The sequence below is a fragment of the Sphingomonas zeicaulis genome, assembly GCF_050433225.1.
In the GTDB taxonomy this organism is placed as follows: Bacteria; Pseudomonadota; Alphaproteobacteria; order Sphingomonadales; family Sphingomonadaceae; genus Sphingomonas_D; species Sphingomonas_D zeicaulis.
Map to the genome: position 1 here is coordinate 1 of NZ_JBNPXQ010000002.1, position 22794 is coordinate 22794.

22 protein-coding genes and 1 rRNA gene are annotated in these 22794 nt (G+C 67.7%); 8 read left to right on the forward strand and 15 right to left on the reverse strand.

Features of this window, described 5'->3' with window-relative positions; genetic code table 11:
- Together FHS96_RS09095 and FHS96_RS09100 are read right to left on the reverse strand one after the other, a co-directional pair.
- Positions 1 to 91 (reverse strand): 16S ribosomal RNA (locus FHS96_RS09095); the annotation flags it as partial.
- 524 nt (positions 92 to 615) lie between these two features.
- Complete coding sequence (locus tag FHS96_RS09100) at positions 616 to 1044, reverse strand: CBS domain-containing protein (RefSeq protein ID WP_429589736.1); 429 nt, start codon at positions 1042 to 1044, stop codon at positions 616 to 618.
- Between the two features lie 77 nt (positions 1045 to 1121).
- On the opposite strand from FHS96_RS09100, the gene FHS96_RS09105 reads away from it, so the two are divergent.
- Complete coding sequence (locus FHS96_RS09105) at positions 1122 to 1409, forward strand: hypothetical protein (protein ID WP_429589739.1); 288 nt, start codon at positions 1122 to 1124, stop codon at positions 1407 to 1409.
- Complete coding sequence (locus FHS96_RS09110) at positions 1406 to 1783, forward strand: acyl-CoA thioesterase (RefSeq protein ID WP_429589742.1); 378 nt, start codon at positions 1406 to 1408, stop codon at positions 1781 to 1783. The genes FHS96_RS09105 and FHS96_RS09110 overlap by 4 nt, the downstream gene beginning before the upstream one ends.
- Here the strand turns inward: FHS96_RS09110 and FHS96_RS09115 are convergent, their stop codons facing one another.
- The 7 genes from FHS96_RS09115 to hisS all read right to left on the reverse strand — a co-directional run bounded on the left by FHS96_RS09115 (position 1784) and on the right by hisS (position 10914).
- Positions 1784 to 3391 (reverse strand): DUF4139 domain-containing protein, encoded by a 1608-nt coding sequence (locus FHS96_RS09115; RefSeq protein ID WP_429589744.1) that lies wholly within the window; start codon positions 3389 to 3391, stop codon positions 1784 to 1786.
- On the reverse strand, positions 3388 to 4965 hold the full coding sequence (locus tag FHS96_RS09120) for a DUF4139 domain-containing protein (protein ID WP_429589747.1): 1578 nt from the start codon (positions 4963 to 4965) through the stop codon (positions 3388 to 3390). The genes FHS96_RS09115 and FHS96_RS09120 overlap by 4 nt, the downstream gene beginning before the upstream one ends.
- A gap of 4 nt (positions 4966 to 4969) precedes the next feature.
- Entirely contained in the window at positions 4970 to 6388 is a 1419-nt protein-coding gene (locus FHS96_RS09125) for a DUF4139 domain-containing protein (RefSeq protein WP_429589749.1), read from the reverse strand.
- Positions 6389 to 6467: 79 nt separating this feature from the next.
- Positions 6468 to 7355, reverse strand: a complete 888-nt coding sequence (locus FHS96_RS09130; protein ID WP_429589752.1) for a DUF4167 domain-containing protein — start codon at positions 7353 to 7355, stop codon at positions 6468 to 6470.
- A gap of 233 nt (positions 7356 to 7588) precedes the next feature.
- Positions 7589 to 8419 carry a peptide chain release factor N(5)-glutamine methyltransferase gene (gene prmC, locus FHS96_RS09135; protein ID WP_429591719.1) on the reverse strand — a complete coding sequence of 277 codons (831 nt, stop codon included), beginning with the start codon at positions 8417 to 8419 and terminating at the stop codon, positions 7589 to 7591.
- Positions 8420 to 8596: 177 nt separating this feature from the next.
- Positions 8597 to 9670: a peptide chain release factor 1 gene (gene prfA, locus FHS96_RS09140; protein WP_429589755.1), complete on the reverse strand. Its 1074-nt coding sequence runs from the start codon at positions 9668 to 9670 to the stop codon at positions 8597 to 8599.
- A complete protein-coding gene (gene hisS, locus FHS96_RS09145) occupies positions 9667 to 10914 on the reverse strand; it encodes a histidine--tRNA ligase (protein WP_429589758.1) in 1248 nt (415 codons plus the stop codon). Before hisS ends, prfA begins: the two co-directional genes overlap by 4 nt.
- Before the next feature lie 90 nt (positions 10915 to 11004).
- On the opposite strand from hisS, the gene FHS96_RS09150 reads away from it, so the two are divergent.
- The 4 genes from FHS96_RS09150 to FHS96_RS09165 all read left to right on the forward strand — a co-directional run bounded on the left by FHS96_RS09150 (position 11005) and on the right by FHS96_RS09165 (position 13788).
- On the forward strand, positions 11005 to 11754 hold the full coding sequence (locus tag FHS96_RS09150; protein WP_429589761.1) for an EI24 domain-containing protein: 750 nt from the start codon (positions 11005 to 11007) through the stop codon (positions 11752 to 11754).
- A complete protein-coding gene (locus tag FHS96_RS09155; RefSeq protein WP_429589764.1) occupies positions 11751 to 12134 on the forward strand; it encodes a hypothetical protein in 384 nt (127 codons plus the stop codon). The genes FHS96_RS09150 and FHS96_RS09155 overlap by 4 nt, the downstream gene beginning before the upstream one ends.
- 92 nt (positions 12135 to 12226) lie before the next feature.
- Positions 12227 to 12916: an OmpA family protein gene (locus tag FHS96_RS09160; RefSeq protein ID WP_429589767.1), complete on the forward strand. Its 690-nt coding sequence runs from the start codon at positions 12227 to 12229 to the stop codon at positions 12914 to 12916.
- A 143-nt stretch (positions 12917 to 13059) separates the two neighbouring features.
- Positions 13060 to 13788 carry an esterase/lipase family protein gene (locus tag FHS96_RS09165; protein ID WP_429589770.1) on the forward strand — a complete coding sequence of 243 codons (729 nt, stop codon included), beginning with the start codon at positions 13060 to 13062 and terminating at the stop codon, positions 13786 to 13788.
- 30 nt (positions 13789 to 13818) lie between these two features.
- Here the strand turns inward: FHS96_RS09165 and FHS96_RS09170 are convergent, their stop codons facing one another.
- Positions 13819 to 14211 carry an acyl-CoA thioesterase gene (locus FHS96_RS09170; RefSeq protein WP_429589773.1) on the reverse strand — a complete coding sequence of 131 codons (393 nt, stop codon included), beginning with the start codon at positions 14209 to 14211 and terminating at the stop codon, positions 13819 to 13821.
- Positions 14211 to 16820 (reverse strand): aminopeptidase N, encoded by a 2610-nt coding sequence (pepN, locus tag FHS96_RS09175; protein WP_429591722.1) that lies wholly within the window; start codon positions 16818 to 16820, stop codon positions 14211 to 14213. The genes FHS96_RS09170 and pepN overlap by 1 nt, the downstream gene beginning before the upstream one ends.
- A gap of 150 nt (positions 16821 to 16970) precedes the next feature.
- On the opposite strand from pepN, the gene FHS96_RS09180 reads away from it, so the two are divergent.
- The gene (locus FHS96_RS09180; protein WP_429589776.1) at positions 16971 to 18587 is read left to right on the forward strand and encodes a M28 family metallopeptidase; all 1617 of its coding nucleotides are present in this window, start codon (positions 16971 to 16973) and stop codon (positions 18585 to 18587) included.
- A gap of 19 nt (positions 18588 to 18606) precedes the next feature.
- A complete protein-coding gene (locus FHS96_RS09185) occupies positions 18607 to 19428 on the forward strand; it encodes a Rossmann-fold NAD(P)-binding domain-containing protein (protein ID WP_429589779.1) in 822 nt (273 codons plus the stop codon).
- On the opposite strand, the gene FHS96_RS09190 is transcribed toward FHS96_RS09185, so the two are convergent.
- The 4 genes from FHS96_RS09190 to FHS96_RS09205 form a co-directional block, all read right to left on the reverse strand.
- Positions 19353 to 20267 (reverse strand): DMT family transporter, encoded by a 915-nt coding sequence (locus FHS96_RS09190; RefSeq protein WP_429589782.1) that lies wholly within the window; start codon positions 20265 to 20267, stop codon positions 19353 to 19355. The genes FHS96_RS09185 and FHS96_RS09190 overlap by 76 nt on opposite strands.
- A 13-nt stretch (positions 20268 to 20280) precedes the next feature.
- Entirely contained in the window at positions 20281 to 21282 is a 1002-nt protein-coding gene (locus tag FHS96_RS09195; protein WP_429589785.1) for a threonine aldolase family protein, read from the reverse strand.
- Positions 21283 to 21344: 62 nt separating this feature from the next.
- Positions 21345 to 21509 (reverse strand): hypothetical protein, encoded by a 165-nt coding sequence (locus FHS96_RS09200; RefSeq protein ID WP_429589788.1) that lies wholly within the window; start codon positions 21507 to 21509, stop codon positions 21345 to 21347.
- Positions 21510 to 21750: 241 nt separating this feature from the next.
- Positions 21751 to 22788, reverse strand: coding sequence for a sensor domain-containing diguanylate cyclase (locus FHS96_RS09205; protein ID WP_429589791.1), 1038 nt, complete (start codon positions 22786 to 22788; stop codon positions 21751 to 21753).
- Positions 22789 to 22794 lie beyond the last annotated feature (6 nt).

A 22794-nucleotide genomic window follows, 5' to 3' on the forward strand; every position in this document is an offset into this window, starting at 1 on the left:
TGCGCCACTAGACCCGAAGGTCTCGTTCGACTTGCATGTGTTAGGCATGCCGCCAGCGTTCGTTCTGAGCCAGGATCAAACTCTCAAGTTTGATGTTCGAACCCACCGAGGCGGAATGTCCCCGGCAGACCCGCTCATTTCAAGGAGCCGTTCCTGCACAATTCTTCACGTATGGAAACGTGTAGGACATATAGGAACGGCTTGTTTAACCATAACACCGGGACCTTGAAGCTCCCGGGCATGGAGCCGCCGCCCACATGTCCCTTCATCAAATCGACAATGTCAAAGAGCGAAAAACGCAGACGCCCAACCTTCCCCCGTTTTACCGGGGTGACCGGGCGTCTCGATTTTTGCGACCGCCGCAGGAGCCAGTGTGGCGCCCCGCTGCGGTGAAAGGGCATATATGGAGACGGTTCCCACCGGTCAACGCCTTTTTGCAATTTTGTTGCACAGACCGCGAAAACGCCCGGAACACGGGCGCTTGCCGCACCTGCACGCCCACCGGGGCCGATCGTCGCTGGCGGCAAAAGCCGCGGCAAGACGTTGAGAACCGGTCGAATCGCGACTCATCGCCGCAGGCTCGACCGATTCTGGCGGGTTCCGAACGCCCGCCGATCAGGCGTTCTGAATATATTCCCGCATCGCCATCGCTTCGGCTTCGATCTTGTCGATCCGGTACTTCACCAGATCGCCGATCGAAACGAAGCCGGCGAGCCGGCCTTCCTCGATCACCGGCAAATGGCGGATGCGCCGCCGTGTCATCAGCGACAGCGCCGCAAGCACGCTCTGTTCGGGGGCGACGGTGATCGCGGGCGCAGTCATCACCTCGGCCACAGTGCGCTCGAGCACCGCCGCGCCTTCGCGCAACAGCCCTGCAATCACATCGCGTTCCGAGAAGATGCCTGCAACGAGGCCGTTTTCGAGAACCGGCACCGCGCCGATACGCTTTTCGGCCAGGAGCTGCACCGCATCGCCGACGCGTGCGGACGTCTCGATGCAGATGACCTCATTGCCCTTGCCGGTCAGGATCGCTGCGATCGTCATGTTCAGGCCCTCCTATTGGCTCATCACTCTCCGCGGCTTGATGTTCCCATGTCCGGCGCTCAAATGAAAGCATGGCCGTGCACAAGAGCCCCCTCGACGAACCCGAATATGCCGCCTTCGCGTGGGCGCGCTATCGGCGGTTGATGCGCTGGATGGCGGCGGTCGCGCTTGCCGCCGTCCTGGTGGGGCTCGGCGCACTGCGGATCATGGTCGGGCCGATTCCGATCCACATGCTGATTGCCACATGCCTCGGCATCTTCTTCTCGGTGATGCTGATGGCGGCGCTGATGGGGCTCGTGTTCCTCAGTTCGGGCACCGGCCATGACAAAGCCGTCGACGAAACGATCAAGGATCTCATCGAATGACCAGCACGTTGCGCAACCCGGTCCTGCGCGTGGTTCCCGGCCCCGCCGACATCAATTCGAACGGCCATATCTTCGGCGGCTGGGTGCTGAGCCAGATGGACATCGCCGGCGGCATCGTCGCCGCGGCGGTCTGCCAGGGCCCGTGCGCAACGGTGGCGATCGACGCGATGCAATTTATTGCACCGATCCATCTGCGCGACGTGATCTCGGTCTATGCGGAGGTCGAGAAGCGCGGCCGCACCTCGGTCGGCATCCGCGTCGAGGTGGTCGCGACGCGCGGCTACCAGCATGAGCAGATCAAGGTCACCAGCGGATTGTTCACCTTCGTCGCGCTCGACGAGGATATGCGCCCGCGGCCGCTGCCCGCGGCCTGATCAATCGAGCTTGCGCGCGTAGCGCAGCTCGGCCTCTCCATTGGCGGGTACAGTGACGCGCCAGACATCGACGCCGGCATGCTTGGCCAACGTATCGCTGACGTCGACCGGATTGGCGGGCAGGGCGAGCTCGAATACGGCATCGCTCGCGCCCGCATTGGTGACCTTCACGCTGAAGGGCACGCGCGTTTTGCTCAGCGGGAGCTGGGTGACGTGGTAGCGAACATCATTGCTTGCGCCGCCGCCGATCTCAATTTCCTCACCCACCGCACGATCGGCGAAGCGCCCCTCTGCGATGAGCAAGGACTGGCCGCCGCGTGCGTCGAACAGTGCCATCGCACCCGCGGGCAAGGGCAGGCCCAGCCCATCTTCCGTCACGTTGCGGGTGCGCAGCACGACCGTGGTCGGCAGCGAGTCGCTGGTCAGATAGGATCCGTTGCCGAGGAATAGCTTTTCGAACCGCACCTTGTGGCGATCGATCATCGCCACCTGCTTGGTGCTGCGCGCGGCAACGGTTACCGGTTCGGGAATGCGGTAGAGCTTGAGATCGCCGAGATCCTCCTGCGTCGCGACGATCGCCGGAGCGGGCGGCGGGGGCGGGGGCGGAGGCGGCGATTCCATCGCCATCGCCATCACCGGCGGCGGCGGCGACGGTTCCGGCAGGCGCCCGCGTCGCCGCTTGCGTGGAATGATCGTGCCGTAGCGGTCGCCATACCAATAGGCCGGTGCGTCCGGCAGTTGCAGCCGTTCGATCGTCCAGGCCGGGAAACTGCTGGTCACGTCCATCGGCCAGCACTCGATCGTCAGCGCCGGATCGGGGCTGACGGGGAGCGCCGCCGCCGCCTCCTTGTTGAGTCGACCTGCCACCGCCTGCGTCTGCGCCTTCGCGAAACCCGTGCTGCCGCCATTCTTCACCGTCAGCCAGGCGAACAGATCGAGGCTGGCGCCATCCTCGGCGATGCGCGCGACGTAGGTCGCCGACCAGTCGAAGCCCTGCGCGAGGTAGGAGAGTTGCACCGTCACCGTCGCCGCCTTCGGGCTCTCGGTGACCACCGACAAGGTCGGCTTGGCGGAGAGCCCCTCGGGCACGCGCGCATAGACCGTCGATTCGGGCAGCCCCGAGCAGCGCAACGCCTCGACGCCATTGGGAGTGGTCAGCACGACACCGCCGGCGGGCCCGGATTCGACGACCGCCTGCTCGGCGCGCCGCTGCCCCGTCACCGGGTCGGTCCGCCGCAGCAGCACGCGACGCTTGAGGTGCGCGTCGATCAGCGCCGCGGGCGAAAGCAGCAGCGCGTCGCGATTCTTCTCGTTCACCTCGCGCGGCAGGCCGGTGACGATCGCGGTTTCGGGCATCATGCCCTGCGAAACGCCCTCGAAGCGGATCACCGCGCGACCCGCGGGCACACGGATCGTCCGCGTCTCGGTGACCAGTGCATAGCCCGTCGGCCAACCAGCTTCGGCATTCGGCACCGGTTGGGGGTCACGATAGAGCGTGACCGCGACCTTTTCGATCCGATCCGACTCGACCACGGTCTGCGCCGCCACCGGGGTAGCGACGAACAGCGCCGCCGCCGGCATCAGCCAGAGGCGCGCGCCGCGGATCATTCGCGTTCCAGCTTCAAGGTGAAGCGCAGCTTCGCCGTGCCATTGCCGGGCACGGAGATGCGCCATGACGGTTGCCCTTTGCGGCGGCCGAGCGTTTCGCTGGACGAGGCAAGCTGATAGGGAATCGCGAGTTCGAAGGTGATGGGCACGGACTTGGCGTTGGTGACAGTCGCCTCATAGCTCTGGCGCTTGCCACGCCGCGGCTGCGCGGTGATTCGATACTGCACCTCGGGACTATCACCGATCGCCAGTTCGACTTCATCACCGATCGCGCGATCGTCGAGCCGGTTTTCGCCGACCAACAGCGACTGGGCGCCATCGTTCTCGAAGATCGAGACCGTGCCGGCCGGCAGCGGCAGCCCCAATCCCTGCCCCGTCTTGTTTTCAGTGCGCAACACCAGCAGCGCCGGTTCCGGGCCCGGCTGATCCTCATCCGTATAGTTCAGCAGTTCGAATGATTGGAAATCGGCGCCATAGATCCGCTCGAAGCGCACGCGCTTGCGATCGATCATCGCCACCTGCTTGCGGCTTTGTGCCGCGACCGTCACCGGTTCGGGAATTCGATACAGCTTGAGGTCGCCCAGATCCTCCTGCTCAGCGACCATCACCGCCACCGGCGCGGCCAGCATGCCCCGCTGCCGGCGCTGGGCGGTCACGACGATCTCCTCCGCGCCCATGGCGTCCATCGCCATCGGCGCGGGGGGCGGCGGGGGCGGCACCGGTTGCCCGCGCCGGGGATGGGTGCTGGTGATGTCCATCGGCCAGCACTGCAGCCGCAGTTCCGGCGCCGGACTGCGCGGCTGCGGCGCCCTACCCTCGCGGTTCGGCAGCCCCGCCACGGTCTGCGTGCGCGCGCCAGTGAAACCCTCGCTGCCGCCGTTTACGATCGTCGCCCAGGCGAACAGGTCGAGCGTTTCGCCATCGGGCGCGACGCGCGCGACGTAGCTCGCGGACCAGTCGAGCCCTTCGGCCAGATAGGAAAGCTGGATCGTCGCGCTCGCGGGGCCGGCGCTGTCGGCGACCACCGACAATGTCGGGCGCACGGAAAGATCGGCGGGCACGCCGGGATAGGTCAGCGTCTCGGGCAACCCGGAACAGCCGAGCGCCTCGACGCCTTCCGCCGTCGTCAGCAGCACGCCGCCGTTCGGCCCCGACTGGATCACCGCATCCTGTTCACGCACCGCTCCGGTCGCCCGGTTGGTGCGGCGGATCGTCACGCTTCGCTTGAGATAGGCGTCGACCAGCGCCGCCGGCGACAATAGTCGCGCATCGCGATTCTTCTCGACGACCTGCCGTGGCAGACCGGTGACGATCGCACTTTCGGGCAGCATGCCCTGCGACACGCCCTCGAAGCGGATGACCGAGCGCCCCGCCGGCAGCCGGATCGTCCGCGTCTCGGTGATCAGCGCATAGCCGCCGGGCCAGTCCGGCCGACGGATGTCGCCTCCCCCCTCCGGATCGCGATAGACCGTCACCGAGACCGCATCCACATGATTGGAGGTGACGACGGTCTGCGCGGCAGCGGGCGCTGCCACGATCATCGCGATCAACAGGATAGCAAGGCCGCGGGCCATCGCGTCAGTACCGGGTGTCGAACACCACCGTATAGCCGGCCTTCCCGTTGGCGGGCACCGGCACCTTCCATTCCATCCGGTCGGCGGAAACACGCTGCCCCTCGAGCGTGGCGGAGACGATGCGGACGTCGCCCCACAGCCCGTCCTGACCGGCTTCGACGGTGACCGGTTCGGCGCGGGCATTGCTGAACTCATAACGCATCTCGGTGCGCCAGCGCTTCGACGACAGCCGTTCGCGCTTCACCACCGTCGCGGTGCCCTTCACGTCGAACGCCTCGCCGGTGCGGATCGCCATCTGCGAGCCCATCGGCGCGGCATCGACCCTGCTTTCGCCGATGAACTGCGGGTCACCGCGCGCATCGCGCATATAGACGCGGATCGTGCCCTGCGGCAGTTGATCGCCGAGACCACCTTGCTTCGAGGTTGAGAATTTGAGAACGGTCGCGGCGCTGCGGAAGTCGGTATCGCTGCCCATCCAGCGATTGTTCCACTCATAGGCCTTGCGCGCCGGCGCGCCCTTCACGTCTAGGAAGCTGACCTGCTTCTGCTGCGCGTTGGCGATCGTGGTGCGCTCGGCCAGCGGATAGAGATAGAAATCGCCCAGCCGCTCGCGCTCGCCGGTTTCGGTGCCGGCCGCCTCGATCGTCGTGTCGCCGAGCTGGCCGAGCCCGCGACGGCCACCGCCGGCATTGGGGTTGGCCGCGACCAGCAGCACATCGGCGTTGCGATAGCTGGTGCCGGTGTTGTTGGTGAGGGTGACCCAGCCCTGCATGTCGATCGCGCCCTTGGCCTCATCGAACAGCATCACATAGTCGCTGGTCCAGCCGAGGCCGGGGGTCAGATAGCTGAGCGCGGCGGGGATGCGGCCGGCCTGCGCGACCTGCAGGGTCACTGACAAGGTCGGGCGGGCACGCAGATTCTCGGGCACCTTGTCGAACACCACGCGCACCGGCAGCCCGTCGTCGCGCAGCACCTCGATGCGGTTGCCGATCTGGAGGACGATGCCGCCGTTGGCGGCGAGCACCTTGGCCTGTTCGCGCGTCTCGCCGCCGGTCGCCGGGTTGGTGCGGACGATCGTAACGACCGACCCCACCGCCTTTTCCATCAGCTTGTCGGGCGAGAGCAGGTCATAGTCGAAATTCTGTTCGACGATGCCGAGCCCGGGGCCGGCGAGCGAGACCGTCTCCGCGCGGATCTGTGCGGAGACGTCGGGAAATTCCTGGCGGGTGCGGCCGGCGGCAAGGTCGAGCTGGCGGACATCCTGCACCAGCGCCTGACCATTCTGGTAGATGGTGACGGATACATCGCCCTGCGCGCTGCCGACCACGTCGGGGGCGGGGGGCGGGGTGACCGCGGTCTGGGCAAGGGCCTGTCCTGCCACGGAAAACATCAACGCGGCAACGACGACTGACGGCTTACGCATCAACGGGCACCCCCCTCGTTTGTCCAAGGGTGATGCCCGCTTTGATGCGCTTTGCGAAGCCCCTTTTCGGGGCCCCGGGTCAGGCGGCCGGCGCTTCGCTCTCGCTCTTGCGGGGGCGACCGCGGCGGCGCTTGGGCGCTTCGGCCGGAGCCTCACCGGCATCGCCTTCGCCATGCCCGCCGTTCAGCGGCAGTTCGACGGCGGCGGGGGCTGCAACCGGCTGCGGCTCGGGAGCGGCGAAGGCCGGCGGCAGCACCGCGGCGTCGATCGCATGGCTCTCTTCCGCATCGCGACGACGCGGCGGACGGCCACGGCGCGGACGGGGCCGCTCTTCCTCGTCGCCCCTGGGCTCGATCTCAACCGGGGCAGGCGCAGCTGCGATAGGCTCCGGCGCGATCGGCGCAGGCGCCTGTTCCGGCCGGCGATCTTCGCGCTGGAAGCGCGGCTCACGGTCGCCACGGGGTTCGCGCTCGGCGCGCGGCTCACGCGCCGCACGGGGTTCACGATCGCCACGCGGCTCGCGCTCTGCACGCGGTTCGCCACGTGAATCACGATCACCGCGCTGCTGCTGGCCGTTGTACGGCTGGCGCTGCTCACGACGCTCGGGCTGTTCGCGGCGGACGAAATCCTCGCCCTCGGCCTCGAACGACGCACCATCGTCGTCACCCTCGTCGCCCTCGGCATAATCGTCGCGCTGGCGGCGATTCTCTTCGAAGCGCGAACGGTTCTCGTTGAGCACGCGGAAATAATGATCCGCAAACTGCGAGTAATATTCGAACATCACACGATCGCCCTGGGTTTGCGCATCGCGCGCCAGGGTCTTGTACTTCTCGTGCAACTGCGCAGCATTGCCACGCGCACGATTGTCTATGCGGTTGCCGGTTTCGGGACCGCGATTGGGGCTTCCCCCCTGCGGCCGCTGGCCGCCACGGCCGCGACGGCGGCCGGCCTGACGATTATTGATCAACTTCTTGCTGTCCTCGTCTTCGAAACGTCACCAGCTCCCGATCGAACGGATATAGCTAGACTCCCGGATGCAGACCGCCCCTCAGCGATCGAGCATCGACTGCCGTGCCGCCGGACCACAGCGGACATGACTAAAGGAGTGCGGTGAGAGGCGCGTCGCCAAACGCGGTTCGTTGAAAATGCGCCAGTCCCCGGCCGCCTCCTAGCGGCTCCGCAGCGATAAACCAAGCGCTTTTATGTTTCGCTTTCGAGTCCCGCCACGAGCAGGAGGCAGCGCTCATGCCCTGCCAAATCCTGCCGGAGCGATATGGTGAGCCCCTGCCCCGCGAACAAGGGTGCGACGCGCGAAAACTGCCCCGCACCCAGCTCGATCGCCGCCATTCCGCCCGACTGGAGCAGGCGCGCGAAGCCCGGCGCAAGGCGCCGATAATCGTCGAGCCCGTCGGTGCCGGCGAACAGCGCGGAGTGAGGTTCATGCTCCGCCACGTCGCGTGGCAACGCGGCATCCGCCTCCACATAGGGAGGGTTGCACAGCACCAGATCGAAGCGTTCCGAAACCTCGTCCGCCCAGTTGCCCAAGCGGAAGGCGGCGCGGGTCGCGAGTTCCAGCCGTTCGGCATTGGCCACGGCGATCGCCAGCGCATCGTCGCTGCGATCGATGCCGAGCCCGGTCGCTTCGGGCCATTCGTCCAGCGCGGCAAGCAGCAGCGCGCCGGATCCGGTGCCGAGATCGAGGATGCGCCGCGGCGACCGGCCGCGAAAATGCGCGACCGCGGCGTCGATCAGCGTCTCGGTATCGGGGCGCGGGATCAGCACGCCGGGCGCGACCGCGAGCTCGATGGTCCAGAAGGCGCGGGTGCCGGTGATATAGGCGATCGGTTCCCCCGCCACCCGCCGCGCGACGAGCGCATCGAAAGCGGCCGGCAACGGGCCGGCGTGGCGTCCAAGCAGGATATCCTCGCGGCTGATGCCGAGCGCGTGGGCGAGGAGGAGTTCGGCGTCGAGGCGCGGCGTGGCGGAGATGGCGGCGAGACGCTGGGTGGCGGCGGTGAGGGCTTCGTTCAGCACGCCATCCCCCCCGGGACGGGGAGGGGGACCGCCGGCGAAGCCGGTGGTGGTGGGGACGGCGTCGACGCATCCGATCCCACTGCGGCTCGCGCGACCAAGTCCGCGCCGGCCCCTCCACCATGCGCTTCGCGCGCGGTCCCCCTCCTCGAGCAAGCTCGGGGAGGACATAAGAGGTCACCCATCCAGATTCGCCAGCCGCGCCGCTTCGTCCTCGGCGATCAGCGCGCCGATCAGCTCATCGAGCTGGCCTTCCAGGATTTCCGGCAACCGGTGCAAGGTCAGGTTGATGCGATGGTCCGTCACCCGCCCCTGCGGGAAATTATAGGTGCGGATCCGCTCCGACCGGTCGCCAGAGCCGACCATCGAGCGCCGCGCGCCGGCGCGTTCGCTGTCCAGCCGGTCGCGCTCCAGCTCGTAAAGCCGCGTGCGCAGCACCTTGAGCGCCTTGGCCTTGTTCTTGTGCTGCGACTTCTCATCCTGCTGGATCACCACCAGCCCGGTGGGCAAATGGGTGATGCGCACGGCGCTGTCGGTGGTGTTGACCGACTGGCCGCCGGGTCCGGACGAACGATAGACGTCGATCCGCAGATCCTTGTCGTCGATCTGGACGTCGACCTCTTCCGCCTCGGGCAGCACCGCCACCGTCGCCGCGGAAGTGTGGATGCGCCCGCCGCTCTCGGTCACCGGTACGCGCTGGACGCGATGCACGCCGCTTTCGAACTTCAGCCTGGCGAACACGCCCTGCCCCGTCACCGAGGCGACGACTTCCTTGTAGCCGCCAAGCTCCGCCGCGCTCGCCGAGATGATCTCGACGCGCCAGCCCTGCCCTTCGGCATAGCGCTGGTACATGCGCAGCAGGTCGCCGGCGAACAGCGCCGCCTCATCGCCGCCGGTGCCGGCGCGGATTTCGAGCATCGCCGCGCGCGCATCCGCCGCGTCGCGCGGCAGCAGGCTCAGCGCGAGCGCGCGTTCGACGTCGGGCAGGCGGGCATTGGCGTCGGCCAGCTCCTCGACCGCCAGCGCGCGCAGCTCGGCATCCTCTTCCTTCTCCATGTCGGCGAGCTGCTCGATCTCGGCGCGCAGCCGCCGCACGTCCCCCGCCGCGCGGGCAACGGGTTCGATCTCTGCAAATTCCTTGGAGAGCGCGACGAAGCGATCGGCGGGCAGATCCCCGCGCGACATCTCGGCCTGCAACTCGTCGCGGCGGGCCTCGATGGCAGCGATCCGATCCGGCGAGATCCGGGTCATGCGGCTGCCAGCGTCTCCGCCAGCGCATCGAGCGCAACCTCGCGCTGCTCCCCGCTGACCAGATCCTTGACCGCAGCGACGCCCTTGGCGAGTTCATCCTCGCCGAGGATTACCGCGAAGCGGGCACCGGCGGCGTCGGCCTTCTGCATCCGCTTCTTCATATTGCCGCGCCACGCCATGTCGGCGGCGATGCCGGCGCGGCGCAGGTTCGCGATCACGCCGGTCGCAGCGCGCTCGGCGCCCGCCCCCATCGGCACGACCGCAACGAGGATGGTCTCGCGCGTCGGCGCATCGATCAGCATCGCCAGCCGCTCGATCCCCGCCGCCCAGCCGACCGCCGGCGTCTCGGGGCCGCCCAGCGCCTCGATCAGCCCATCATAACGACCGCCGCCCAGCACCGTACCCTGCGCACCGAGCCGGTCGGTGACGAACTCGAACGCGGTGTGACGATAATAATCCAGCCCGCGCACCAGCCGCGCATTGCGCGTCCAGTTGACGCCGGCGGAATCGAGCCCGGCAGTGACCGCACCGAAGAAATCGGCGGCCTCGGCGGTCAGGAACGCGTCGATCTCGGGCGCGGCGTCGGCGATCGGCCGGTCGCGCGGATCCTTGCTGTCGAGGATGCGCAGCGGGTTCTTCGCCAGCCGCTCGACGCTCTCCTCCGACAGGCTGTCGCGGTGCGATTCGAAATGATCGACCAGCGCCTGCCGCCATGCGTCGCGGGTCGCGGCGTCGCCAAGCGTGTTGAGCTGCAGGGTTACGCCATCGGATACGCCGAGTTCGCGCAGCAACTGGTCCGCGAAGCATAGCAGTTCGACATCCGCGGCGGGCTCACCCGCGCCCAGCACCTCGGCGTCGAGCTGATGGAACTGGCGGAAGCGGCCCTTCTGCGGGCGCTCATAGCGGAACAGCGGTCCCCAGGTGGTCAGCTTGAGCGGCGCGAACTGACGCCAGCCCTCGGTGAGATAGGCGCGCGAGATGCCGGCGGTGAACTCCGGCCGCAGCGTCAGGCTGTCGCCCCCGCGATCCTCGAAGCTGTACATCTCCTTGGAAACGACATCGGTGGTTTCGCCCAGCGAGCGCGCGAACACCGCGGTAGCCTCGAACACCGGCACCTGGACTTGGCTGAAGCCATAGAGGCGGCGCACGCGTTCGAAGGTGGCGACGACGTGCGCAAAGCGCGCCTGCGCCTCGCCCAGCATGTCCTGCGTGCCACGGATGCGGTTGGGGGTTTCAACGGCCATAAGCAGCGCCCTTTAGAACGGCCGCACATAAAGGCAAGAACAGGCGGAAACGCGGTGCTGTTGACGCGGGCGCCGCTTCGCGCGACTCTCATGTCCATGATCCGCGCCTTCTGGTTGAGCGTCGAGCAATTGCCCGATCGTGCCGTGCTCAAGGTGCTTGGCGGAACGCTGGCACTGACCGCCCTGATCTTCGCGCTCGCCTTCGTCGGCCTGTGGTATGGCGTGGATGCGCTGTCCGACTGGGTGGTGCGCACCTGGTGGCCGGGCGCCGACGCCTATTGGATCGAGCGCGCCGACGCCCTGATCGCGGTAGTGCTGAGCTTCATCCTCGGCTGGCTGCTGTTCCGCGCCGCCGCGATCGCGATCATGGGCATCTTCGCCGATGGCGTCGTCGAGGCGGTGGAGCGGCGCCACTATCCGGAGGCGCTGGCCGCCTGCACGCCGCCGGGCTGGGCGCTTTCGCTGCGGATGGCGCTGTTCTCCGCGGGCCGCGCGATCTTCTTCAACCTGCTGGCGCTGCCGGTCTACATCATCCTGCTGGTCACCGGCATCGGCACCGTCGTGGCGGCGATCGCGGTGAATGCACCGCTGCTCGGGCGCGATCTGGGTGAGATGGTCGCGATCCGCCACATGGATCGCGCGGCGCTCCGCGGCTGGTTGAGCGCGACGCGCGGCAGGCGGCTGGCGCTGGGGCTTGTCGCCACCGGGCTTTTCATGGTTCCCGGGTTGAACCTGCTGGCGCCGATCCTCGGCGCCGCGATGGCGACGCACCTGTTCCACATGGGCCGCGGCGCCACGCCAGGATCGGTGGCCCTGACCAAGGAAAGCGAAACCGCGTGACCCGTCTTCTGATCGCCGGCGTGCCCGCCGCATTGCTGCTCGCCGGCTGCACCACCGGCGGCCCGCCCCCCGCCGTCACCCCGCCGCCACCGGTTGCGCGGCCGGCGGTGCCCGCACCGATCGGGCTGGAGCGCGTGATGGGCAAGGATGCGCGCAACCTCGTGGCGCTGTTCGGCAATCCGGATCAGGATACGCGCGAACCCGGCGCCCGCCGGCTGCAGTTCGCAGGGCCGATCTGCATCCTCGATGCCTATCTATACCCGCCGGCCAAGGGACAGGAACCTGTCGTCACCTATGTCGACGCGCGCCAGCCCAATGGCCGCGACATCGATCGTGCGAGCTGCGTCGCCGCGCTGACGCGGCGGCCGGCGGCCCAATAAAACCGGGGCTTTGTGACGATGATCACCTGCGACTCGCACGATATGGAGTAGAACAAGATCATTGATTGAGAAGCGTTGCATTGGAGCTGATCATGCGTTTCACCCTGTTGGCGTCGGCAATCGCGCTGGTCACCGTGCCCGTCACCGCCATCCAGGCGCAGGAGCAGGCGACGCGATCGCCCTCCGACTTCGTTTGCGAACTGACCGGTGAGGATTGCGCCGCCGAGCCGGCGGCCGAGGCCGAAGCGCCGGCAGCGCCCGGCCCCGCTGCGACCACGACCACTGGCGGCCGCGCCGCCCGCGTCGCCGGCGACTCGCGCGGGTTCGTGCTGGCCAAGCCGGTCGATCCCAACGCGGCCGCCCGCCCGACGCCCAAACCCGCGCCGGTCCGCGTCGTGACCAATCGCCCCAAGCCGACCATGGCGCCTGGCGGCGGCACCGTGCAGCCCCGCGTCGACCTGCGGCTCGGTTTCTCCACCGGATCGTCGATGCTGGTCGGCAGCGAATTGATGGAGGTGAAGAGCTTCGCCGCCGCGCTGAAGTCGCCGCGCCTCGCCGGCCGCCGCGTCCGCATCGAAGGCCACACCGACTCGGTCGGCTCGCGCGCGAGCAACCTCACCCTCTCACGCGAACGCGCCTATGCCGTGCGGCAGACGCTGATCGCGGAAGGCGTCTCCGCCGACCGGATCGAGGCGGCAGGCTATGGCTTTGATCGGCCACTGCCGGGCCAGCTCGCCAGCGCCGGTGCCAACCGTCGCGTCGAGGCCGTTCTCGTCAACTAAGCTTCATTCGCCTCTCTCCGGCGTCGGAAGGCCGATGGACTGCCCCCGGGGTCCGTCGGCCTTTTCGCATTTGCGTTAGGTGGTGAAACCCGCCGATAGCGCGAAACGTTGTTTCATGTCATGAAAGTGTCATGGAAACTGTCGTGAATTTGTCGCCAATCGGTCATGTGGGGGACCGGCCACCTTCGCTCTCGCTGTTGCTCGCCGAAGCGCGCAGCCTTGCTCAGCTGGCGCGGGGCCGTGCGATCGCACACCCCTGCGCCACGGGTCGCGATGGCGGTGGCGCGCCGGTGCTGGTGCTGCCGGGCTTCCTCGCGTCCGACGGATCGACGCGCGCGCTGCGGCGCACGCTGAGCGCCGCCAACTACCGGGCGTTCGGCTGGGCGCAGGGGCGCAACTTCGGCGTCAGGGCGGATATGCTCGATCGCCTCGACCGCCGCCTCGACGAGATCGCGCGCATCGCCCCCGGCAAGGTCAGCCTGATCGGTTGGAGCCTCGGCGGCCTCTATGCGCGCGAATATGCCAAGTTCGCGCCCGACCGGATCGATCGCGTGATCACGCTCGGCACGCCCTTTTCGGGCGACATGCGCGCCAATCATGCATGGATGCTCTACGAACTGATCGCCCGGCATCCGGTCGACCGGCCGCCGCTGCCCTGCGTGCTGACCGAAAAACCGCCGGTTCCCACCTTCGCGCTCTGGTCCAGCCATGATGGCGTGATCGCCCCCGCCAGCGCCTGCGGCCAGGCCGGCGAGCGCGACCATGCAATCGAGGTGAACTGTCGCCACCTCGGCTTCACCCGCGATACCAGCGCATTGGAAGCGATGTTCGGCGCGCTGGAGCATCGCGAAGAGCAGGGCTGCGCAGCCTGATTGTCTCCCTCTCCCCTCCGGGAGAGGGCTTCAATTCTCCAGAAACCGCGCCGCCAGTTCCGCCGGGATCCGCATCGGCCGGCCGCTCGCGCGGTCGAGCATCACCCAGGTCGAGATCGCGCGCACCTTCTCGCGGCCATCGGCGCCAGTGAAGACCATGTGGCGATCGAACTTGGCCCCGCGCGGCGGATCGGGCACCCAGGTCCGCGCCATCACCGCATCGCCGGCGCGCAGGTTGCCGACATAGTCGATCTCATGCCGGATCACGACCCAGATCTGCCCGGCGGATTCCTCGGGCGTGACCAGCGCATACCAATGCGCCACCGCCACATCCTGGATCCAGCGCACCCACACGGCATTGTTGACATGGCCATGCTCATCGATGTCCGCCTCGGACGCGATGATCTGCTGCTCGAACGCCATCAGCCGGCGAGGCTCTTGGACACCTGCTCGAACACATCCTTCGACAGCCCCGGCGTCGCGACGATGCGGGCGAGTTCCGCCTTCATCAGCGCCGCGCGCGCCGGGCCGAAGCGACGCCATCGGCCGAGCGGGGGTACGAGCTTGGCAGCGGTCTGCGGGTTGATCGGGTCGAGCGCGAGCAGCATGTCCGCCAGCAGCGTGTAGCCGCGCCCGTCGACCGAGTGGAACGCGCGCTGGTTGGCGGAGAAGGCGCCGAACAGCGAGCGGACGCGGTTCGGATTGCTCAAGGTGAAATCCGGATGGCGATAGAGCGCCGCCACCGCATCCACCGTGTCGTCGCGCGCCGACAGCGCCTGCGTCGAGAACCATTTGTCGAGCACCAGCGGATTGGTGCGATAGCGATCATAGAACGCGGCCAGCGCCGTATCGCGCTCCGCCGCCGTGCCGTTGGCAAGCACGCCGAGCGCGCCCTGCCGATCGGTCATATTGTCCGCCTCCTCGAACTGGCGAAGCGCAAGCGCCGCGGTGTCCGGCGCGCCGGCAGCGGCGAGATAGCCAAGTGCCACCGTCCGCAGGCGTCGGGCGCCCTTGGCGGCGGGGCTATATTCGAAGCGGTTGGCGCGCGCGCCCTCATAGGCTTCGCGCCATTCGGCCTGCATCGCGGTGCCGAGATCGCGGCGCAGCGCCTCGCGCGCCGCGTAGATCGCATCGGGATCGACCACCAGCATCTGATCGCCCAGAAAGGCTTCGCTCGGCAGCAGCACCGCCTCCGCAATGAAGGCACAGTCGAGCGCGGGGTTGACCAGCGTCTCGCGCACCGCCTCGATCACCGGGCCATGATCGGCCTGGCCGGTGGAAACCGCGCCCACCAGCGTATCGATCATCAATTGCTGCATCGCCTCGTAGCGCGCGAACGGATCCTCATCATGCGCGGACAGGAAGGCGAGATCGGCGGCGGTGCGGTTGGTTTCCAGCACCACCGGCGCGGAGAAACCGCGATTGATCGACAGCACCGGCCGCTCGGAGACACCCTCGAAGGTCTCGGTCGCCTGCACCTCGTCCAGCACCACCAGCCGCTCGTCGCCCAGCGCGGCGTTGCTGGCGCTGCCATAGAGCGCGACGCGCAGCGGCAGGGGCATGGGCTGCTTCACGGGCTGGCCGGGCGTCGGCGGCACATTCTGCTCCAGCGACAAGGTCGCGCGCCGCGCGGCTTCGTCCCACGCCAGCACCGCGCGCACCCGTGGCGTGCCGGCCTGCTGGTACCACAGGCGGAAGCGGGTGAGATCGATGCCGCCGCCCTCCTCCATCGCGCGGACGAAATCCTCGCAGGTCGCCGCCTCACCATCATGCCGGTCGAAATAGAGGTCGCTGCCGGCGCGGAAGCGATCGGGCCCCAGCAAGGTGTGGAGCATGCGGATCACCTCGGCGCCCTTGTTATAGACCGTCGCGGTGTAGAAATTGCTGATTTCCAAATAGGAATCGGGGCGGATCGGATGCGCCAGCGGCCCGCCATCCTCAGGGAACTGCGCCGCACGCAGCATCCGCACATCCTCGATCCGCTTGACCGCGGCCGAGCCCTGATCGGCGGAGAATTGCTGGTCGCGGAAGACGGTGAAGCCTTCCTTCAGGCTGAGCTGGAACCAGTCCCGGCAGGTGACGCGATTGCCCGACCAGTTGTGAAAATATTCATGCGCGACGACGCCGGCAACCGCGTCATAATCGGCATCGGTCGCGGTGTCGGGGTCGGCCAGGATGTAGCGTGAATTGAAGATGTTGAGGCTCTTGTTCTCCATCGCGCCGAAATTGAAATCGGCGACCGCGACGATGTTGAACTGGCCGAGATCATATTCGCGGCCATAGACCGTCTCGTCCCACGCCATCGAGGTCTTGAGCGCGGCCATTGCATGTTCGGTCTTGGGCAGATCCTCCGCCCGAACCCAGATGGCGAGATCGACGTCGCGACCGGACATCGTCGTGAAGCGATCGCGATTGGCGGCGAGATCGCCCGCAACGAGCGCGAAAAGATAGGAGGGCTTGGGGAAGGGATCGCGCCATTCCGCCCAATGGCGGCCGTCCGCGCTTTCGCCTTCGGCGGTGCGATCGCCATTGGCGAGCAGGATCGGGAATCGTGCCTTGTCCGCCTCCATCCGCACGACATAGCGGCTGAGCACGTCGGGCCGGTCGGGGAAGAAAGTGATGCGGCGGAAACCTTCCGCCTCGCACTGCGTGCAGAGCAAGCCGCCCGAGGCATAGAGCCCCATCAGCTTGGTATTGCGCTCGGGCGCAATCTCGACCTCGGTCTCGACGACATGAGCAGGCCCGGTGAGCGGCACGACCAAAGTGTCGCGCTCCATATGCCAATGGTCGGCGGCCAGTTCGACGCCGTCGACGCGGACCGCGATCGCGACCAGCCCGTCCCCGTCCAGCCGCAACGGTCGGTCATGATCACCGTTGCGCGTGACTGAGAGCGTCGCGCGGATCCGCGTCGACGCCGGATCGAGCGCGAAATCGAGTGCCACGTCGGGCACCATCCAGTCCGGCTCCCGATAATCCGCGCGGTGGATGACGGTGGGGGCGGGGGGCGGCTGCGTGGTCTGAACGTCGAGCATGATGTTCGGGATATAGTGCTTGTCGCCGGTGCGCCACATATCTCCGCCGCGCGGCAGGCACATCCGGTGGCGCGTTTTTCGACCAGCAGCGTTGCGCGCCACGCCTGCGCTGCCTAGGCCGGTCGCATATCGATGTTACCGGATGAATTCATGAACAAGCTCACATTGTTTCCGCTCGCCCTCGCGCTGGCCGCGCCCGCCTTTGCGCAGGATGGCTACCAGCCCTCGCAGGCGAGCCTGAAGGCGCATGTCGACTTCCTCGCAAGCGACGCGATGCGCGGCCGTGAGGCCGGCAGCCCCGAGTATGACATCGCTGCGCAATATGTCGCGACGCGCTTCGCCGAACTGGGGCTGAAGCCTGCCGGCGACGATGGCGGCTATATCCAGAAGGTGCCTTTGGTCTCGGCGCAGTCGACCGGCCATGGTGCGATCACCCTTGCCCGTGGCGGCCAGCAGACCGCGCTCGTCTTCGGCGAGGATTATCTGCCCGGCCAGTCGCTCAAGGATCCGCGGCTGAGCCTCAACGCGCCGCTGGTGTTCGTCGGCTTCGGCGTAGTCGCGCCCGAATTCAAGCGCGACGATTATGCCGGGCTCGACGTGAAGGGGAAGATCGTGGTGCTGCTCTCAGGCGCACCCAAGTCGATCCCGGGTGAGGAGCGCGCGCATTACGGCAATGGCACGACCAAGGCGATCGAGGCCGAGAAGCATGGCGCGATCGGCGTGATCACGCTCGAAACGCCGACCCGCGCCAAGGTGCTGCCGTTCGAGCGCGCCGCCAAGACGTGGGACGACAAGCGGATGGTGTGGCGCCAGCCCGACGGCAGCGGCTTCAGCGCTGCGCCCAACGCGCCGGGCCTCGCCTATGTCAGCCTCGCCGGCGCCGAGAAGCTGCTCGCCGGCATCAAGGGCGGTGCGGCGGCGGTGATGGCCGCGGCGGAGACGCCGCAGGGCCGCGTCAAGGGCGCGGCGCTCGGCAGCACCGCAAGCGTCATGCTCGAAACCGAGATCAAGCCGGCCGAGAGCAGCAACGTCGCGGGCATGATCGAGGGGTCGGACCCCGCGCTGAAGTCGGAAGTCGTCGTGCTCTCCGGCCATCTCGACCATGTCGGCATCTGCCCCGAGGTGAAGGGCGACAAAATCTGCAACGGCGCGATGGACAATGCCGTCGGCATCGCCTCGATGATCGAGGTCGCGCGCGGCTTCGTGCAGGGCGGTGAGAAGCCGCGCCGCTCGGTGCTGTTTCTCGCGGTCACCGCCGAGGAGAAGGGGCTGGTCGGCGCGGACTATTTCGCGCGCAACCCAACCGTCGCGAAGGACCGGCTGGTGGCGGACGTCAATCTCGACATGCCGATCATCACCTATGCGTTCGAGGATGTCGTGGCCTTCGGCGCCGATCACTCGTCGATCGGCGCGACTGTGGCCAAGGCCGCGGCGCCGCTGGGCATCGCCGTCTCGCCCGATCCCGCGCCCGACCAGGCGATCTTCACCCGTTCGGACCATTATCGCTTCGTCCAGCAGGGCGTGCCTTCGGTGTTCATCGTCACCGGCAGCAAGGGCCCGGGCGGTGAAGCCAATGCCGCCTTCCTGAAGAATGATTATCACCAACCGAGCGACCAGCCCGACCTGCCGTTCAATTGGGACGCCGGCGCGCGCTTCGTGTCGCTCAACCTCAACATCGCCCGCGAACTGGCCAATGCGCCGGAGCGGCCGCGTTGGAACAAGGGCGATTTCTTCGGGACGCTCTACGACGGCTTCGGCGCGCGCTGAGACGGAGAACCGGCCGGCAATGCCCCACCTCCTGATCCTCGGCCTCGGCTACACCGCCACGCGCATCGCAGCGGCGGTCGAGGCCAGGGGGTGGACGGTCACCGGCACCAGCCGTGACGGCCGGGCGGGCACATTGCCGTTCGATGCGGCGGCCTCCGCGATCCGTCACGCCACGCATATTCTCTCGTCGATCCCGCCCGCGGGGGATGAGGATCCGGTGCTCGTCAGCTATCGCCACGCACTGGTGCGCAGCGGCGCGTGGCTCGGCTATCTCTCCTCCACCGGCGTCTATGGCGACAGCGGCGGTGCATGGGTGGACGAGAGCGCGCCGGTGGGGCGCGGGCGGCGATCGGCGCGCGCGGCGGCGGATGGCAAATGGCTGGCGCTGGGCGCGCGCGTGTTTCGCCTGCCCGGCATCTACGGCCCGGGCCGCTCGGCGCTCGACCGGGTAGCGGAAGGGCGCGCACATCGCATCGCCCTGCCCCAGCAGGTGTTCAGCCGCGTCCATGTCGACGACATCGTCAGCGGCGTGATCGCCGGCTTCGAGGGACCGCCCGGCGCCTACAATCTCGCCGACGATCATCCCTGCGGCCAGAATGCGGTGATCGAGGCCGCGTGCGACCTGCTCGGCCTGCCCTGGCCGGTGCTGCAGACGCTCGACGAGGCCGGGCTCTCGGCGGCGGCGCGCGGCTTCTATGCCGAGAACCGGCGGGTGGCGAACGGCAAGGCCAGGCGCCTGCTCGGCTGGGCGCCGCGCTACCGGGACTATGCGGCGGGGCTGCGCGCCCTCAGCGCCACGACCAGCCCGACCAACGTCAGCGCGCAGCCGATCGCGGACTGAAGCGACCAGCGATAATCCTCGAAGATCGTCGACAGCCCCATCGCGACGATCGGGATCAGCACGCTGGAATAAGCGGCGCGCGCCGGGCCGATCGCGCGGATCACCCCGAAATAGAGCGGGAAGGTGAGCGTCGAGGCGGCGATGCCAAGATAGAGCATGCCGGCGATGTAGGAGGGTCGCCAGTCCATCACCGGCGGCCCCGCAGTGATCCAGGCATAAACCGCGCTGCCGGCGGCACCGATCAGCATCGACCAGCTCAGCATCGGCGCGAGCGGCGCTGCGCGCACCGTCGGCGCCGCCTGCATCACGTTGGAGATCGAGGCGGCGAGGATCGAGATGCTTGTCAGCCCGACGCCGATTGCCACCGCGGCCGCACCGGCACCGCTCGCCGCCAGTTCATGCGCGAACAATATGGCGACGCCGCCGATCGCGATCACCGAGCCGACCAGGAAGCGTAGCGACACCTGCTGCTTGAGGAAGATGCGCGCGAGCACCGCGTTGGGCACGATCAGCAGCGCGAACAGAAGCGCCACCAAGCCCGATGCAATATATTGCTCGGCACGATACAAGGTGTTGAAATTGATGGTGAAGTGGAACAGCCCGACCAGCGCCGCCAGCCCGATCTGCCGCGGCGTCAACCACAGCGACTCGCGCCTGACCAGCGCATAGGCGACCATCGCCACGGCCGCGACGAGGAAGCGGTAGGTGACCGACCAGCTTGGCGGCACCGTGCCGAGCTGGCCGGTGATCACCAGCCAGGTCGAGCTCCAGATCAAGGTGACGGTGATGAACGGCACCAGGCTGCGCGCCTGCTGCGTCGGGGTCAGCGGCGCTTCCATCGCGCCTTTCCTCTCAGAGCGCCCGGAGCGCGGCGGCGAGCGCCGCGACCTCGGCTTCGGGCTGGTCCCAACTCGTCACCAGCCGGATCTCGCCGGCCGCCCAGTCATAGAATTCGAAGCCCTGCGCACGCAGCGCCGCCGCCTCGTCGGGGGTCATCCGCAGGAACAGCTCATTGGCCTCGACCTTGTGGATCAGCCGACCCGCGGCGGCTTCGGCCAGCGCCGTCGCAGCGCGATTCGCGGCATGGCCATTGGCGATCCACAGATCGTCGGCGAGCAGCGCATGGATCTGCGCGGCGAGATAGCGGCCCTTCGAGAGCAGGTGCCCCGCACGCTTGCGGCGCTCGGCGACGCCCTCCGCGCGAGCACGATCGAAGAACACCAGCGCCTCGGCGGACATGCCGCCATTCTTGGTGAAGCCGAAGCTCAGCACGTCGACGCCGGCGCGCCAGGTGAGATCAGCCGGATCGCAACCGAGATGCGCCACCGCATTGGCGAAGCGCGCGCCATCCATGTGGAAGCCGAGCCCGCGCACCTGCGCAAGGCGGCCGAGCGCCGCCACCTCGTCCGGCGTATAGACGCGGCCATACTCGGTGGCATTGGTGATCGACAGTGCGCGCGGCTGGACGCGATGGACGTCATTGGCGATCGCATCGAGCACCGCCGTCACGCTTTCCGGCGTCAGCTTGGCGCCTTCGCCGTCGGCGAGGTGGAGCTTGGCGCCGTGCGTGAAGAATTCGGGCGCGCCGCATTCGTCGTTCTGGATATGCGCATCGCGATGGCAGACGACGCCGCCATAGGGCGGGCAGAGCGCCGCCAGCGCCAGACTGTTGGCGGCGGTGCCTGTGGCGACCCACAAGGCGGTGACCGGTGTGCTGAACAACGCGCTGAACACAGCATCGAGCCTCGCGGATAGCGAGTCGCCATCATAAGCGGTATCGGCGCGATTCGCCGCCGCCATGGCGTCGAGTACGGGCTGGCAGACCGAGGCGGCATTGTCTGAAAAGAAACGCATGGCATCGGCCCTTCGCGGGCCGGCGGGGCGCTGTCAACGCTGGTCGGGGGGCAGCGTCGGCCCTAGCGGCGGGCCGGCTTGCGGTTATCGGCGCGCTCGTCGCGCGCGGGGGCCTCGCGACCCCAGAAGCCATCGCCCCACAGTGCGGCCGCGGCGTGCTGCAACGAGACCGGATAGGCGTCGCGACGGGTTTGGCCGCCGGGGGCGGCTTCGGTTTCTGCGGACATGGACACTCCTCCCGGCGCTCTATCGCCGGCACAAACGGCTATTCCGATAAAAGGTTGCGTCTGTTTTTTTTGCGCCCTCAGGCACAGCCCCTACACCACGCGATGGACGATCGTGTGACAGTGGCAAGAAGCGAACATGGCATTGGCACCTCCCTCGGTGACACGCCATTTCTCTACTCAATGACTAGAGAATACCAGCAGCCAAAACTTTCGTGCGGGAAAGCAATGCTGCGCGGGCCGCTCAGGCTGCCGCGACGTCACCCTCGTCCGCGCGACTCGCTGTGCGGCATCGATTGCGGCCGCTGTTCTTGGCTGCATAAAGCGCGCCATCCGCCGCGGCGAGCCAGGCATCGACACCATCGATCGCCCGCCCCAGGAGCGCGGTGCCAAAGCTGGCGGTCAGCAGCAACGGCGGATCGGTGGGCACGATCATCGCCGCCAGCGCCGCGCGGAAACGCTCCGCTGCAGCGGCCGCATCGTCGAGACCAGTGTCGTTGAGCAGGATTGCGAACTCCTCGCCGCCCAGCCGGCCCAGCACATCGTCCGGCCGCAACATCGCGGCGATTCGTGCCGAAACCGCGCGCAGCGCGATATCGCCGCCGGGATGGCCGTAACGGTCGTTGATCGACTTGAAATGATCGACGTCGAACATGATCAGCGCCGCCGGTGTGCCGTGCCGCACGTGACGGGCGACCGCGCGCTCCATCATTTCCAGCGTGGCGCGCCGGCACAGGGCGCCGGTCAGATGGTCGCGGTCGGCGATGTGGCGAAGCTGTATCTCGCCGATCACCAGCCGCGCAAAGCTTTTGAGCAGATCGAGCTCGTGCGGTGCGAACTCGCGCGGCTTGGTGTCGATCGCGCAGAGCGCACCGAGATTATAACCCTCCACCGTTTCCAGCGGCACGCCGGCATAGGCGGCGATATGCGGTGCATCGGTGACCAGCGGGTTACCGGCGAAGCGGGGATCCTGGCTGGCATCAGGCACGACGAAGGGTTCGCGCCCCTGGATGGTGTGCGTGCAGAAGCTGATGTCGCGCGCGGTATGGTCGACGCCGAGGCCGCGTTCCGACTTCAGCCACTGGCGGTCGGTGTCGAGCAGGGTGATCGCGGTCATCGGCACGCCGAGCACCGATTTGAGCAGGCTGGTGATTCGCTCGAAGGGTTCTTCCGGCGGCGTGTCGAGGATGTTCGCGCGCTCCAGCGCCGCGAGCCTCCCTCTCTCATCCGTCAGCTTGGCGTCGTCCATAAGCGTCCTCAGCGATGGGCCGTTCTGGTCCATCAACTC

What these genes read in the sequence shown, in the direction of transcription:
- FHS96_RS09100 (WP_429589736.1), bottom strand. Translation starts at nt 1,044, where the DNA reads ATGACGATCGCAGCGATCCTGACCGGCAAGGGCAATGAGGTCATCTGC.
- FHS96_RS09110 (WP_429589742.1), top strand. Translation starts at nt 1,406, where the DNA reads ATGACCAGCACGTTGCGCAACCCGGTCCTGCGCGTGGTTCCCGGCCCC.
- FHS96_RS09115 (WP_429589744.1), bottom strand. Translation starts at nt 3,391, where the DNA reads ATGATCCGCGGCGCGCGCCTCTGGCTGATGCCGGCGGCGGCGCTGTTC.
- FHS96_RS09120 (WP_429589747.1), bottom strand. Translation starts at nt 4,965, where the DNA reads ATGGCCCGCGGCCTTGCTATCCTGTTGATCGCGATGATCGTGGCAGCG.
- FHS96_RS09125 (WP_429589749.1), bottom strand. Translation starts at nt 6,388, where the DNA reads ATGCGTAAGCCGTCAGTCGTCGTTGCCGCGTTGATGTTTTCCGTGGCA.
- prfA (WP_429589755.1), bottom strand. Translation starts at nt 9,670, where the DNA reads ATGACCCGGATCTCGCCGGATCGGATCGCTGCCATCGAGGCCCGCCGC.
- hisS (WP_429589758.1), bottom strand. Translation starts at nt 10,914, where the DNA reads ATGGCCGTTGAAACCCCCAACCGCATCCGTGGCACGCAGGACATGCTG.
- FHS96_RS09150 (WP_429589761.1), top strand. Translation starts at nt 11,005, where the DNA reads ATGTCCATGATCCGCGCCTTCTGGTTGAGCGTCGAGCAATTGCCCGAT.
- FHS96_RS09160 (WP_429589767.1), top strand. Translation starts at nt 12,227, where the DNA reads ATGCGTTTCACCCTGTTGGCGTCGGCAATCGCGCTGGTCACCGTGCCC.
- FHS96_RS09170 (WP_429589773.1), bottom strand. Translation starts at nt 14,211, where the DNA reads ATGGCGTTCGAGCAGCAGATCATCGCGTCCGAGGCGGACATCGATGAG.
- pepN (WP_429591722.1), bottom strand. Translation starts at nt 16,820, where the DNA reads ATGCTCGACGTTCAGACCACGCAGCCGCCCCCCGCCCCCACCGTCATC.
- FHS96_RS09180 (WP_429589776.1), top strand. Translation starts at nt 16,971, where the DNA reads ATGAACAAGCTCACATTGTTTCCGCTCGCCCTCGCGCTGGCCGCGCCC.
- FHS96_RS09185 (WP_429589779.1), top strand. Translation starts at nt 18,607, where the DNA reads ATGCCCCACCTCCTGATCCTCGGCCTCGGCTACACCGCCACGCGCATC.
- FHS96_RS09190 (WP_429589782.1), bottom strand. Translation starts at nt 20,267, where the DNA reads ATGGAAGCGCCGCTGACCCCGACGCAGCAGGCGCGCAGCCTGGTGCCG.
- FHS96_RS09195 (WP_429589785.1), bottom strand. Translation starts at nt 21,282, where the DNA reads ATGCGTTTCTTTTCAGACAATGCCGCCTCGGTCTGCCAGCCCGTACTC.
- FHS96_RS09200 (WP_429589788.1), bottom strand. Translation starts at nt 21,509, where the DNA reads ATGTCCGCAGAAACCGAAGCCGCCCCCGGCGGCCAAACCCGTCGCGAC.
- FHS96_RS09205 (WP_429589791.1), bottom strand. Translation starts at nt 22,788, where the DNA reads ATGGACCAGAACGGCCCATCGCTGAGGACGCTTATGGACGACGCCAAG.